We start from the raw sequence: 13,078 nt of genomic DNA, 5'->3' as shown, positions 1-13,078 counted from the left end.
ACGGCGGCGTTTTGAACCGGCCCCCGGGGCGTCCTTGCGGACGTTCCGGGGGCCGTTTTCGTGTGAAGTTTCAGGGCTATTCGAAAAAGATCGGCCGATTGAAGGAAAAACGAAAAAGGGGGTTGCGCGATCCGAAGAAGGTCCGCTATACGCCCCCTCCTCGACGGGGCGCAGCACACTGTTCCCTACGGAGTGCGGGCGTAGCTCAGGGGTAGAGCACAACCTTGCCAAGGTTGGGGTCGGGCGTTCGAATCGCCTCGCCCGCTCCATGTCGAGATCGGAAAACGGGGTCCGGCCGCAAGGTCGGACCCCGTTTCGCGTTTCGGGCCGTCAACCAGTGTCAGGCCAGACGGATTTCCAGCGCGATGCAGGCTCTTTGTTCTCGGCGACGAAATTGCCTTGAGAATTGTTCGATCTGCGAACAGGAACAGTCTGGGGCTCGTTCCGAAGGGGCGCGGGCGCATGGTGGGGACGGGCATGAAGAGTCGGGTCTTGGCTGCGGCGGCGGCCGTGTTGATCCTGGGCGGCTGCGCGTCGACGGGCAGGTTGCTTTCCTACGGCGTGGAGTTGTCCGACGCCCTGTTGCGAATGGGGCACGCGCAGTTCTCGATCTATGTCCATCCCAAGGACGACACGCTTCTGATCCAGCGGCGCGTCATGCAGACCTCGAACTATGATGGTCAGGAACTCATTCGGATCGCGGCGGCGCAGTTTCTCGAACCGGTGGATTGCACGGTGACGGAAGTCAGATTGATCGCTCCGGGCGGATGGGAGGCGGGCTTCGCCTGTCCTGCAGGCGTGGATCTCCGCGCCCTGGTTCAACAGCAACGCGCGGCGCTTCAGACCGGCGCACCGCTTCATCCCTGAGGACGCTGACAATGAAGAAGATGCTATTCGTCGCGGGGCTGGCCCTCGGTCTCAGCGGTTGCGTCACGGCTCCGGCCTATATTCCCCTGGAGAACAGTCGCGATATCGCCCTGTCCAAGGATGCGGCCTGGTCGAACCTGGTCGAGTATTTCGCGTCCAGCAACATCTCCATCAGAACGATCGAGAAGGACAGCGGCATCCTGACCGCCGAGCGGGTGTACGACCAGGGCTATCAACTGTCCTCCTATGCCGATTGCGGGGCGGCGGCGATGCTGGCCCCGATCAACGGCTCCGTCGAACTCAATGTTTTCGTGCGAGAGACGGCGTCGGGCGTGAAGGCGACGGTGAACGCCCGATATCATCAGAGACGCATCAGCGCATGGGACGGCCGGGTCACGGACACCCAGTGCTCCAGCCTGGGAACCTTGGAGCGGGCGGTTCTGAACGCGATCGCGAAACGATAGGCTTCAGTTCTCCATCAACCTCATCGTGGCGATCACGCGACGATGGCGTTTGGTCTTCATGACGATCCATCCGGTTCTGGACGGATTGTCGCGGGACTGTGGTCCGTTCGCAGATTCCTTTTCGCGAAATCGTCGCGGGCGCGTCGTCGCACGCCGTTAGCCAGCGCCCCCATGACCGGACAGGGATTCCGGCGAACGGGGATGACTGAAATGAAACTGCGCCTTCTTGTTGGAGCGGCCTTCCTGCCGCTGGCCTTCGCCATGACCGCCCAGGCGGCGGATACGGCGCCGAGCGCCGCCGTGGAACCGGCCGGCGACGGCCTGTTCGGTCGCGTAGTGAACGCCTCGGGTTCGCCTCTCCCGGGCGCGGAAATCATCGTGCGGGGCTCCGGCCGTCGCGCCGTCAGCAACACCCAGGGCGAGTTCAGCCTGCCGGGCCTCAGCGGCGACGTGACGCTGGACGTGCGCTACATCGGCCTGCCTGACGCCAGCCAGTTGGTTTCCGTGTCGCCGGGCCGTCCGTCGCAGGTGACGGTGACCCTGGGCGGCGACGATGTGACCACCGTGGCCGACGTTGTGGTGACGGGCGTCATCACCGACGGCGTGGCCCGTTCGCTGAACCAGCAGAAGAACGCCGACGGCACGGTCAACATCCTCTCGGCGGACGCGATCGGCCGCTATCCCGACCCGAACGTCGCGGAATCCCTGCAACGCGTTCAAGGCGTCGCCATCCAGCGCGATCAGGGCGAAGGCCGTTACATCAACGTGCGCGGCGCGCCCGCCGCCTTCACCGCCGTCTCGGTGGACGGCGTCGCCGTTCCGGCCGTCAGCCCGACGACTCGCGCCGTGGACCTGGACACCCTGCCGTCGGACATCGTCTCGACCGTCGAGGTCTCCAAGACCCTGACCCCGGCCCAGGACGCCGATTCCATCGCCGGCGCCGTCGATATCAAGACCCGCTCGCCCTTCGACAAGCGCCGCCTGGCCGTCAGCGGCTATGCGGGCGGCAGCTACAACGACTACGGCGGCTCGGACACCCGCGCGGGCGCGACCATCTCCAACGTCTTCGGCCCCGACCAGAGCTTCGGCGCCCTGCTGTCGCTCAGCTATTCGGAAACCAACCGCCGTCCCGACAACGTCGAGAACGCCTGGGTCTATGACAAGGACGCCGGCCGCTATCTGATCGAAGAGACCCTGTTCAAGGACTATGAGACCCAGCGGACGCGCCAGGCCCTGACCGGCGCCCTGGAATGGCGGCCCAGCGAAGGCCTGCGCGCCTGGCTGCGCGGCTCCTACGCTGAGTTCGAGGACGACGAGTACCGCGACACCCTGCGCTTCGGCTATGCGGACGGGAAGATCCAGCCCGGCGCCACCGACCGCGCGGCGACCTTCACCGGCGCGCGTATCTACAAGGCCCTGCGTCACCGCACCCAGAACAACCAGATCACGACCCTGAGCACGGGTCTGGAGCGCACCTTCGACAACGGGGCTGTCTGGGACGCCGCCCTGTCCTGGGCTCGAAGCGAGCAGACCTATCCGCATCGCGACGAACTGGTCTTCCGCTCGGATTCGCAGACTCTGAGCTACGACACGACCGACCACTACAGGCCGACCTATTCGGCCTTCGCCGATGCGAGCGGCTTCTATCGGAACCCCGCCAAATATTCGTTCCGCGAGAACACCTTCCGTTCGAACGACACCGAGCAGGAAGACGTTTCGTTCAAGACGAATTTCGAACTGCCGACGGTCATCGCCGGCCGCGAAGTGACGCTGAAGTTCGGCGGCAAGTACAGTACGCGGGACGTCGTCGCCGACGAAGAGCGCTTCCGCCACCGTTCGAGCGACAAGCCGGCGCCGCTGGACCCGGGAACCATGGCGTCGCTGCTCAGCGATCAGCTGTCGCGCAACTATGACTACAACCTGGGTTTCAAGCTGAACCACGATCTGGTCAGCGACTATCTGGCCCGCGCCGCCGTGGCTGGTTCGAAAAGCGCCGCAGCGCGCCGCATGCCGCAGTCGCTCACGGCCGACTACACCGCCAATGAAGACATTCTGTCCGGTTATGGTCAGGCCCGTTTCGATGTCGGAGCGACGAATGTCCTGGTCGGTCTGCGGATCGAGAAGACGGATTTCGAAGGCTCGGCGCTCAACGTTCCGAACACCGGCGCTCCGGTCAAGATCACGGTCGATCGTGATCAAACCGACTTCTTCCCGAACCTGACGCTGCGCCACAGCTTCAGCGACCAGTTGATTGGCCGTTTCGCCCTGACGCGCGCCATCTCGCGTCCGGACTACACGGACGTCGTGCCGCGTATCCTGGAAACCAGAGAGACTGAGGATACGGGCGGCGGGAGCAAGATCAGAACCCTGATTTCGCGTGGCAATCCGGACCTGAAGCCGACCCTGTCGAACAATGTCGACCTGGGCCTGGAATATTATCTGCGGCCGCTGGGCGTGATCTCCGCCAACGCCTTCTACAAGGATCTGTCGGACTACCGCTTCACCCTGGTCACGAACGGCGCGCCCTATGCGCCTTCGCCGACGGGCGTCGCCGACATCACCGAATCCCTGAACGCGCCTGACGGTCGCCTGATGGGCATCGAGCTCAACTGGCAGCAGACCTTCGACTTCCTGCCGGGTTGGGCCTCCGGGTTCGGCGTCTTCGCCAACTACACCCTGACGGACGCCGAGATCAAAACCGGCCGTTCCTTCGCCGGTCGCGACACCTTCACCCTGCCGGGCCAGTCGGACACGACCTACAATCTGGCGCTCTTCTATGAGCGCGCCGGCCTCAGCGCCCGGGTCTCCTACACCCATCGCAGCGACTATCTGGAGGCGATCAACGCCGAAAGGCCGGGCCTGGACCTGTGGGTCGAGGGGCGCGGGCAGCTGGACTTCACCGCCAGCTACGACTTCGGCAACGGGGTAGAGGTGTTCGGGGAAGCCAAGAACCTGACCGACACCGCCGGCGTCCGCTACTACGGCGTCAAGGAACGGACCTACGAGTATGAGAAGTTCGGCTACAACGTCTTCATGGGCGTGCGCTTCAAGTACTGATCGTCCTTCGGCGACCAGACGGAAAGGCCGGGCGGCGACGCCCGGCCTTTTGCCTTTGGTCGGCATGGCCCTGGACGCGGTCCCGGCCTATATGAATGGCGGCGGTTGACCCCGCCGGGGCCGGCGCTAGTGTCCGCGCCGTTTCCCGAACCCTGCGCCTGAACGATCAGAGGACCTCATGGCCGACGCTTCCCAGACCTACGACGTGGTGATCATCGGGGGCGGGCCGGGCGGCTACAACGCCGCCATTCGCGCCGGCCAGCTGGGTCTGAAGGCCGCCGTGGTCGAGATGCGCTCCACCCTGGGCGGCACCTGCCTGAACGTCGGCTGCATGCCCTCCAAGGCCCTGCTGCACGCTTCGGAACTGTACGAAGCCGCCAATACCGAATTCGCCGGCATCGGCATCGAGGTGAAGCCCAAGCTGAACCTGCCCCAGATGCACAAGGCCAAGGACGACAGCGTCGAGGCCCTGACCAAGGGCATCGAATTCCTGTTCAAGAAGAACAAGGTCGACTGGCTGAAAGGCCGCGGCCGCATCGCCGGCCAGGGTAAGGTCGAGGTCGAGGCCGCCGACGGCGCCAAGACGACCTATGAGACCAAGAACATCATCATCGCCACCGGCTCCGAGCCGACCCCCCTGCCGGGCGTCGCCTTCGAGGACGGCAAGGTCATCGACAGCACCGGCGCCCTCTTCCTGCCCAAGGTTCCGAAGCACCTGATCGTCATCGGCGCGGGCGTCATCGGCCTGGAGCTGGGCTCGGTCTGGCGTCGCCTGGGCGCCCAGGTCACGGTGGTCGAGTTCCTGGACAAGGTCGGCGCCGGCATGGACGCCGAGGTCGCCACCGCCTTCCAGCGCGGCCTGACCAAGCAGGGCATGACCTTCCGCATGGGGACCAAGGTCACGGCCGCCAGGTCGGTCAAGGACGGCGTCGAACTGACGCTTGAACCCGCCAAGGGCGGCGAGGCTGAAATCCTCAAGGGCGACGTGGTCCTGGTCGCCATCGGCCGTCGCCCCTACACCGAGGGCCTGGGCCTTGAGACGGTCGGCGTCACGCCGGACCAGCGCGGCTTCATCGCCAACGACCACTTCAAGACCTCGGCGCCGGGCGTCTGGGTCATCGGCGACGTGACCTACGGCCCGATGCTGGCCCACAAGGCCGAGGAAGACGCCGTGGCCGTGGTCGAGACCATCGCCGGCAAGGCGGGCCATGTCGACTACGACCTGGTGCCCTCGGTCATCTACACCACCCCGGAAGTGGCCTGGGTCGGCAAGACCGAAGAGGCGCTGAAGGCCGCGGGCGTCAACTACAAGAAGGGCAAGTTCCCCTTCGCCGCCAACAGCCGCGCCAAGATCAACCATGAGGTCGAGGGCTTCGTGAAGGTTCTGGCCGACGCGGCGACCGACAAGGTCCTGGGCGTCCACATCTACGGCCCGCAGGCCGGCGAACTGATCGGCGAAGCCTGCATGACCATGGCCTTCGGCGGCGCCTCGGAAGACATCGCCCGCACCTGCCACCCCCACCCGACCCGCTCGGAGGCCGTCCGTCAGGCGGCCATGGGCGTCGAAGGCTGGACCATGCAGGCCTAAGGCCCTCAGCCTTCGGACCGAACTCATGACGGCGCGCTCCGCAAGGGGCGCGCCGTTTTCGTTGGGGGACGCCGGAACGACTCAGAACAGCCAGCGCAATCGAGGCGTATAGCGCGTCGACTGAGGGGAAACGGACACTTCGGTATAGTTGATGAACACGCCCGATCCCGGCCCGCCCGCACCGGCTGCATAGGCTTCGGTGGCCGACTGCGAAATCATCTCGTCGTCATGGCAGACGGGTTCAGCCTTGCCGGGATCGCAGCGGACAAAGACCAAGGGGCCTCGTCCATCAGCCCCCGGGGCGCCGCTTCCTCGGAAGACGACCCCCGTCCCGTCGACCTGATCGTAATGGAGCCAGCGGCCATCGAACTTGACCAAGGTCAGTAGAGGGGCGGGTTCCGACAGATCAAGCAGGCCGAGGCGTCCCGTTTCGCCGTCGATCAGAGCCAGCCGATAGCCTGCATGGCGGGACAAGACCCTCAAATCGCCTTTCGCCTGATGAATGCGCAGCGGCTCGGCGCCGCCCGTGTGAAGCTCCAGGCTATATGCGGCCCCGCCTGCGACAGGTTGAATGCGCGTCAAAAGCACGACGGGCCGTCCGCTGGGACCGATCAGGCATCGCGTGAAACCCAGGACGAGGCGGCCGATGCTGCTGGCTTCGTTCCCGGTGACACCGATTTGAAGGTCAGGCGGGAGGTTGATCGCATCGCGAACAGATCGCCCCCTCAGGTCGTGGGCGGTGATCTTGTAGTCGTCATGACGGTGGCGGTCGGAGCGCGCCGCCAGCAAGCAGTCACCGGCGGAATTGACCTCGATCGCATCGACATCCTGCGCGCCGTCGAGTTCCTCGACGGATACGGTCCCTGCGAGAAGGTCGATCGACATCAGGGAGGCGGGACCGCCATCCAATCCGGCGGGGCGGAACCCCTGTATGCTCAGACTGGCCTCGGTGTCCTCTATCGCGGCGGCATCCAACAGAAAGGCGTCGGCGATCAGGCGACCGGGCGCGTTGAAGCGAATGACCGGCAGACGCCCGTCGTCGCATCCAAACGCAATCAGCCCATGATGTTTTGAATAGGCTAGAGGAACCGGACACGCGGTTTTCACGGCGCCGAGCGGTGTCTGAACGGTCGCCTCGTACACAAGTTCGCTCTTGGTGCAGCCGGTCAGACCAAGTGCGATGCTGAGGGTTGCGATGGCCAGAGGCGAAGGTGTCCGCATAACGTTAAGCTATCAGCTTCCCGTGCGGGGCTGTAGCTGATCTTGCACGGCGACGTGCTCGCGAGGCCTCGCAATCTCGCCCTCGCGCAACCATGTCCTTTCCAGATCTTTTATCAGCAGCGGATCCCCCTCATGGACCTTCAACTCACCGACAAGCGCGCCTTGATCTGCGGCGGGTCCAGCGGCCTCGGACGAGCCGTGGCGACGGCCCTGGTGGCCGAGGGCGCGCATGTGGCCCTGCTGTCGCGCGACGCCGTCAAGCTCCAGGCCGTGGCGGATGAACTGAACGCCATGGGGCCGGGCCGGGCGGTGATCGCCCCCGCGGATCTGGCTGATCATGCAGGTCTGCTGAAGGCCGTGGATGTGGCCGAGGCCGCCCTGGGCGGGCCGATCCAGATTTTGCTGAACAACACGGGCGGGCCGCCGCCGTCGGGCGTGGACGGGCTGGAGCCTTCGGTCTGGCGTGAACATTTCGAGTCCATGGTGCTGTCGGTGTTTCGCCTGACGGACCGGGTGTTGCCGGGAATGCGAGCCATGGGCTGGGGGCGCATCCTGAACGTCGCCTCCATCACCGTGATCGAGCCGGTCGGGACCCTGGGCGTGTCCAATACCCTGCGCGCCTCGGTGGCGGCATGGGCCAAGACCCTGGCGAGCGAGGTCGCGGCCAACGGGGTGACGGTCAACACGCTTCTGCCGGGCCGCATCGACACGCCGCGCATCGAGCGTCTGGACGCCGCCCGCGCCGTTGCGACGGGCGTCGACCCGGCCGAGGCGCGCGCTGAATCGGTGAAGTCCATCCCCGCCGGCCGCATCGGTACGACGGAAGAGTTCGGCGCTGTCGCCGCCTTTCTGGCCAGCCCCTTGGCGGGCTATGTCACCGGCTCCTTGATCCGGGTGGACGGCGGGGCGGTCAAGTCGATCTGAGGATTCAGGCTGAGCGCCGCCGCGCGCTTCCGAACATGATGCGCGCGCGTCCATCACCCAGGTTCACCTCGACGCCCATGCGGGTCAGCAGGGTTTCCAGAAGACGCGCCTGTTCGTCGTCAGGCGGAACGGCGTCGGAGACGGGCGGGGCGGTCTGGCCGAAGACGGGCGCCGGCCATGCGCAGCCGGCCAGGCCTGCTAGGACCAAGGACAGGGCGGAGGGACAGGGCGGAGCGACGCGACGGCGGACCAGCGAGCCCATGTCGTTGCAATTCTTCCCCCCCCCCCCCCCCCCCCGTTGATCTTACCTACGTGGAGAATAGGCGGCCTTCCCTGCGGCTGACCAGTCAGTCGCGCGGGTGGGCCTGGGCGTAGGCGGCGAGCAGGCGGGCGGCGTCGACCTGGGTGTATTTCTGGGTGGTGGACAGGCTGGCGTGGCCCAGCAATTCCTGGATCGAGCGCAGGTCAGCGCCCGCCCCCAGCAGGTGGGTGGCGAAGCTGTGGCGCAGGGCGTGGGGCGTGGCGGAGGCGGGCAGGCCCAGCCGCCCCCTCAGTCTCTGGACGGTCGCCTGGACGTGGCGCGCGCTCAGCGGGCCGCCGCGACGGGCTCGAAACAGGGCCTGTTCGGGATCGAGGACGAAGGGCTGGGCGTCCAGATAGGCCTCGGTCGCCGCCTGGACCTGGGGCAGGACGGGCACGATCCGCGTCTTGCCGCCCTTTCCCAGGATGCGCAGGGACTCGGGCAGGGGCGCATCCGACCGCTTCAGGGACAGGGCTTCCGATATCCGCAGGCCGCAACCATAGAGCAGGGTCAGAACCGCCCGGTCGCGAGCGGCCTCCCACGGTTCCATGTCGGGATCGGCTTCCGGCTCTTGCAGCAGGCCGCGCGCCTGATCCTCGGTGACGGGACGGGGCAGGGACGGCTTGACGCGCGGGCCGCGCACCAGGGCCATTTGCGGCGCGGACACGCCCAGGCGCCGGTCGAGGAAGGCGTGAAAGCCGCGAATGGCGGCGAGCGTCTGGCTCAGCGAGCGGGCGTTCAGGGGGCGGTCGCCGCTTCTGCGTTCGGCCAGATGGGCGCGCACCTCGGCCGCCGTGACGTCGCCCAACTCCGTTGCGGACAGGGGACCGCCGCGATGGCGCGCGAGGAAGGCGACATACAGCCGCCCGATATGGCCATAGGCTTCCAGGGTGCGCGGCGACAGGCGGCGCTCATGCGCCAGATGTTCCAGCCAGGCCGACAGGGCCTGGTCGGCGGTCAGGCCGGAAGCGCCCATCGCTCGGCCATGCGTTCGACCACGCGGGTGATGAAGGCCACGAGCTCGCAGCCCATGGCCGGGGTGAAGCCGTCGTCCTCGTATGAACCGAAGGCGCACAGCGCGGCGCGCGGGGCCAGGGATTCCGGCAGATGCAGCTTCATCCGCACCAGGGCCACGGACTTGACCTCGCCCTCGGCCGGACCGAACAGGTTCAGGCCTGTGAAGTTGGGGCCCAGCCATTCCAGGCCGTCGTCGCCCAGCAGGGCGTCGACGCGGCCGGGCTCCAGCCCCCGCCAGCCGAAGGGAACGGCGCCGGGTTTCTCGATGGCGACCGCGCCTCCGGCCAGGCCGAACCGGCCTTGGGCCGTGGCGTCCAACTGGCGCGACAGTTCAGCGTGGCTGGTCGCCTCCATCAGGTCCAGGGCGGAGACATGGGTCTGGGTCTGGGCGGCGAAGTTGGCGCGGGCGATCTCTTCGATCTGCTTGCGCGCGTCCGCCTCGCGCTGGACCACGGCCTCCAGCCGGGCCAGGGCTGCGCGGCCGAAATCGACCACGTTGCGGCCGGCGGCGCGCAGGCCCAGTTCTTCCAGCAGGGTGCGGTCGTCCAGCAGGCGATCGGGATGGGCGTTCAGCCAGGCCCGCACCTCGGGCCAGTGAAGGCCCTCGGCGTGATCCGAAGAGAGGTCCAGGGAAGTGCTCAAGCAGGACCTCTTTCGGGGTCGTCGTTACAGGATGGACTGACCGGTCTTGCCCCAGTCGGCCAGGAAGGCATCAAGCCCCTTGTCGGTTAACGGGTGCTTTACCAGGCCCTTGAAAACGTCGGCCGGCAGCGTGGCGGCGTCGGCGCCGGCCAGTGCGGCGGCGGTCACATGGTTGGGATTGCGCAGGGAGGCGGCCAGGATTTCCGTATCGAAATCATGGATGTCATAGAGGGCGCGGATCTCCTCCAGCAGGCCCACGCCGTCGGCGCCGTGATCCTCCAGACGACCGACGAAGGGCGAGATGAAGGTCGCGCCCGCCTTGGCGGCCAGCATGGCCTGGGCGGCCGAGAAGCAGAGGGTGACGTTGGTCTTGATCCCCTTGTCGGCGAAGGCCCGCGTGGCGCGCAGACCGTCCCAGGTCAGGGGCAGCTTGACGACCACGTTCGGGGCGATGGCGGCCAGCTTGTCGCCCTCCTTCACCATGGTCTCGAAATCGGTCGCCACGGCCTCGGCGGAAATCGGCCCCTCGACCAGGGCGCAGATTTCAGCGATGACCTCGGCGATGTTCCGACCCGACTTGGCGATCAGCGACGGATTGGTGGTGACGCCGTCCACCATCGCGGTGGGCAGCATGTCCTTGATGACGGCGACGTCGGCGGTGTCGAGAAAGAGTTTCATGACCGGGTTTCTAGCCCTTTGGGACGCGTGGTGAAAGTCGCCTCCGTCCTCATTCCCCTGCCGGTGCCCGAGGCCTTCGATTACGAGGTCCCGGAAGGGCAGACGGTCGTGCGCGGCGACCAGGTGGCTGTGCCCCTGGGGCCGCGCCTGATCCGGGGCGTGGCGGCAGAGGTGTTCGAGACCATCGGCTCGAACCGGCGGCTGAAGGCGATCGATCAGGTGCTGGACGATCCGCGCCTGCCGGAGCGGACGCTGGACTTCGTGGAATGGGCGGCGCGCTGGACCCTCAGCCCGCCGGGCGAGATGGCGGCGACCGCGCTCAAGGGATTGCGTGCGCCCCGGCCCCGGCCCGAGCGGCGGGTCCGTCGCGTCGAAGGGCGCAACCCCGCCCGCCCCACGGCGGCGCGCACGGCGGTGCTGGAGGCCCTGGGAGCCCGCGCCATGCCGGGTCCCGACCTGGCGCGGACGGCCGGCGTCTCTTCCGGCGTGATCAAGGGCCTGGTCGACGAGGGCGTGCTGGAGGTGGTCGAGATCGAGGCCGTCGCCGCCTTCGATCCGCCCAATCCCGATCATGCGCCGGCCGCCCTGAACCCGGATCAGGCGGCAGCCGCCGTCGCCGTGGCCGAGGCCGTGACGGCGGGCGGCTTCACGCCCTTCCTGCTGGACGGGGTGACGGGCTCGGGCAAGACCGAGGCCTATCTGGAGGCGGCGGCGCAGGCTCTGCGGGCCGATCCCACGGCCCAGATCCTGATCCTTCTGCCCGAGATCGCCCTGACCCAGGCGGTGATCGAGCGCATCACCGCCCGCTTCGGCGCCGCGCCGGCCGAGTGGCATTCGGGCGTGGCTCCGCCGCGTCGTCGTCAGGTCTGGGAGGCGGTGGTCGCCGGGCGCTGCAACATCGTCGTCGGCGCGCGCTCGGCCCTGTTCCTGCCCTACGCCAACCTGCGTCTGGTGGTGGTGGACGAGGAGCACGACGGCTCGTTCAAGCAGGAGGAAGGGCTGGTCTATCACGGCCGCGACCTGGCCGTGGCGCGGGCGCGGATCGAGGGGGCGGCGGTGGTCCTGGCCTCGGCCACGCCTTCGCTGGAGACCCTGTGGAACGCCCATCAGGGGCGCTATCGCTGGTTGAAGCTGGCGGCGCGGCACGGGGCGGCGGTCCTGCCGGAGATCGGTCTGATCGACCTGAGGGACCGGCCGCCGGACCCTCAGACCTGGCTGTCCCAGTCGCTGCGCGAGGCGATCGGCGAGACCCTGGCGCGCGGCGAGCAAAGCCTGCTGTTCCTGAACCGGCGGGGCTATGCGCCTGTCGTCCTGTGTCGGGCCTGCGGGCATCGGCTGACGGCGCCGGACACGGATTCCTGGCTGGTCGAGCATCGCTACACCGGGCGGCTGGTCTGCCACCTGACCGGCTTCTCCATGCCCAAGCCCAAGACCTGTCCGTCGTGCGGGGCCGAGGACACGCTGGTCCCCGTGGGGCCGGGCGTCGAGCGGGTGGAGGAGGAGGTGCGGGGTCTCTTCCCCCAGGCCCGCACCGCCGTCTTCAGTTCCGACACCGTTCCCGACGGCAAGTCGGCGCGGACCCTGATCCAGTCTATGGCGGACGGCGAGATCGACATCCTGGTCGCGACCCAGGCGGCGGCCAAGGGGCACAACTTCCCGCGCCTGACCCTGGTCGGGGTCGTGGACGCGGACCTGGGCCTGCGCGGCGGCGACCTGCGCGCGGCCGAACGCACCTATCAACTTCTGGCCCAGGCGACGGGGCGAGCGGGGCGGGCGGATCGGCCGGGGCGGGCTCTGTTACAGACCTGGACGCCCGAGCATCCGGTGTTGGAGGCCCTGGCGGCGGGCGACCGCGACGCCTTCGTCGAGGCGGAGATGGCCGAGCGCGAGGCGGCCTCCCTGCCGCCCTACGGCCGCCTGGCCGCCCTGATCCTGTCCAGCGAGAACGCCATGGCGGTGGAGAAGACGGCCCGCGACCTGGCCGAGGCCATTCCCAACGCCGAGCGGCTGGAGGTCTACGGCCCCGCCGACGCGCCCCTGGCCCTGGTGCGCGGGCGTCGTCGCAAGCGCCTGCTGGTCCGGGCGGATCGCGACGTGAACCTGCAGGCCTTCCTGCGCGCCTGGCTGGCGCGGGTGAAGGTTCCGGCCTCCGTCAGGCTGACCGTGGACGTGGACCCCTACAGTTTCCTGTAGAAAACCCTTCCTTCTCCCGATGGGAGAAGGTGGCGCGCAGCGTCGGATGAGGGGCGGCCCTGTCCGTCAGCGTAAGCTGCCTCTCCGAGCGATGAGACGGCTAGCGCCGAAGGCAGGGTCAGCCCC

General features: G+C 67.6%; 11 protein-coding genes and 1 tRNA gene. 7 read left to right on the top strand and 5 right to left on the bottom strand.

Annotated elements, in window-relative coordinates; translation table 11 throughout:
- Window positions 1-194 precede the first annotated feature (194 nt).
- From ABIE19_RS09185 to lpdA, 5 genes are all read left to right on the top strand, one after another.
- Window positions 195-269, top strand: a tRNA-Gly gene (locus ABIE19_RS09185).
- A 208-nt stretch (window positions 270-477) separates the two neighbouring features.
- Complete coding sequence (locus ABIE19_RS09180) at window positions 478-867, top strand: hypothetical protein (RefSeq protein WP_354088864.1); 390 nt, start codon at window positions 478-480, stop codon at window positions 865-867.
- Window positions 868-878: 11 nt separating this feature from the next.
- Window positions 879-1,331 (top strand): lipoprotein, encoded by a 453-nt coding sequence (locus ABIE19_RS09175; RefSeq protein WP_354088863.1) that lies wholly within the window; start codon window positions 879-881, stop codon window positions 1,329-1,331.
- A 210-nt stretch (window positions 1,332-1,541) separates the two neighbouring features.
- Window positions 1,542-4,388, top strand: a complete 2,847-nt coding sequence (locus ABIE19_RS09170; RefSeq protein WP_354088862.1) for a TonB-dependent receptor — start codon at window positions 1,542-1,544, stop codon at window positions 4,386-4,388.
- A gap of 178 nt (window positions 4,389-4,566) precedes the next feature.
- On the top strand, window positions 4,567-5,976 hold the full coding sequence (gene lpdA, locus ABIE19_RS09165; RefSeq protein WP_354088861.1) for a dihydrolipoyl dehydrogenase: 1,410 nt from the start codon (window positions 4,567-4,569) through the stop codon (window positions 5,974-5,976).
- Between the two features lie 81 nt (window positions 5,977-6,057).
- Here the strand turns inward: lpdA and ABIE19_RS09160 are convergent, their stop codons facing one another.
- Window positions 6,058-7,119: a hypothetical protein gene (locus tag ABIE19_RS09160; protein WP_354088860.1), complete on the bottom strand. Its 1,062-nt coding sequence runs from the start codon at window positions 7,117-7,119 to the stop codon at window positions 6,058-6,060.
- A gap of 210 nt (window positions 7,120-7,329) precedes the next feature.
- Between ABIE19_RS09160 and ABIE19_RS09155 the strand changes: the two genes are divergently transcribed.
- The gene (locus ABIE19_RS09155; protein WP_354088859.1) at window positions 7,330-8,121 is read left to right on the top strand and encodes an SDR family oxidoreductase; all 792 of its coding nucleotides are present in this window, start codon (window positions 7,330-7,332) and stop codon (window positions 8,119-8,121) included.
- Window positions 8,122-8,125: 4 nt separating this feature from the next.
- Here the strand turns inward: ABIE19_RS09155 and ABIE19_RS09150 are convergent, their stop codons facing one another.
- The 4 genes from ABIE19_RS09150 to fsa all read right to left on the bottom strand — a co-directional run bounded on the left by ABIE19_RS09150 (window position 8,126) and on the right by fsa (window position 10,759).
- On the bottom strand, window positions 8,126-8,383 hold the full coding sequence (locus ABIE19_RS09150; protein ID WP_354088858.1) for a hypothetical protein: 258 nt from the start codon (window positions 8,381-8,383) through the stop codon (window positions 8,126-8,128).
- A gap of 85 nt (window positions 8,384-8,468) precedes the next feature.
- Window positions 8,469-9,398 (bottom strand): tyrosine recombinase XerC, encoded by a 930-nt coding sequence (locus ABIE19_RS09145; protein ID WP_354088857.1) that lies wholly within the window; start codon window positions 9,396-9,398, stop codon window positions 8,469-8,471.
- Complete coding sequence (locus ABIE19_RS09140) at window positions 9,380-10,081, bottom strand: DUF484 family protein (RefSeq protein ID WP_354088856.1); 702 nt, start codon at window positions 10,079-10,081, stop codon at window positions 9,380-9,382. Before ABIE19_RS09140 ends, ABIE19_RS09145 begins: the two co-directional genes overlap by 19 nt.
- Window positions 10,082-10,105: 24 nt before the next feature.
- Window positions 10,106-10,759 carry a fructose-6-phosphate aldolase gene (fsa, locus tag ABIE19_RS09135; protein ID WP_354088855.1) on the bottom strand — a complete coding sequence of 218 codons (654 nt, stop codon included), beginning with the start codon at window positions 10,757-10,759 and terminating at the stop codon, window positions 10,106-10,108.
- Window positions 10,760-10,789: 30 nt separating this feature from the next.
- On the opposite strand from fsa, the gene ABIE19_RS09130 reads away from it, so the two are divergent.
- Window positions 10,790-12,952 (top strand): primosomal protein N', encoded by a 2,163-nt coding sequence (locus tag ABIE19_RS09130; RefSeq protein ID WP_354088854.1) that lies wholly within the window; start codon window positions 10,790-10,792, stop codon window positions 12,950-12,952.
- The last annotated feature ends 126 nt before the right edge of the window (window positions 12,953-13,078 follow it).

Origin of the sequence: Brevundimonas faecalis, from assembly GCF_040549405.1 — a bacterium.
Classification (GTDB): Bacteria; Pseudomonadota; Alphaproteobacteria; order Caulobacterales; family Caulobacteraceae; genus Brevundimonas; species Brevundimonas faecalis.
This window is presented reverse-complemented; position numbering and strand designations above follow the sequence as displayed.

Coding starts and splice junctions, on each gene's coding strand:
- ABIE19_RS09180 (WP_354088864.1), top strand. CDS start 478: ATGAAGAGTCGGGTCTTGGCTGCGGCGGCGGCCGTGTTGATCCTGGGC.
- ABIE19_RS09175 (WP_354088863.1), top strand. CDS start 879: ATGAAGAAGATGCTATTCGTCGCGGGGCTGGCCCTCGGTCTCAGCGGT.
- ABIE19_RS09170 (WP_354088862.1), top strand. CDS start 1,542: ATGAAACTGCGCCTTCTTGTTGGAGCGGCCTTCCTGCCGCTGGCCTTC.
- lpdA (WP_354088861.1), top strand. CDS start 4,567: ATGGCCGACGCTTCCCAGACCTACGACGTGGTGATCATCGGGGGCGGG.
- ABIE19_RS09155 (WP_354088859.1), top strand. CDS start 7,330: ATGGACCTTCAACTCACCGACAAGCGCGCCTTGATCTGCGGCGGGTCC.
- ABIE19_RS09150 (WP_354088858.1), bottom strand. CDS start 8,383: ATGGGCTCGCTGGTCCGCCGTCGCGTCGCTCCGCCCTGTCCCTCCGCC.
- ABIE19_RS09145 (WP_354088857.1), bottom strand. CDS start 9,398: ATGGGCGCTTCCGGCCTGACCGCCGACCAGGCCCTGTCGGCCTGGCTG.
- fsa (WP_354088855.1), bottom strand. CDS start 10,759: ATGAAACTCTTTCTCGACACCGCCGACGTCGCCGTCATCAAGGACATG.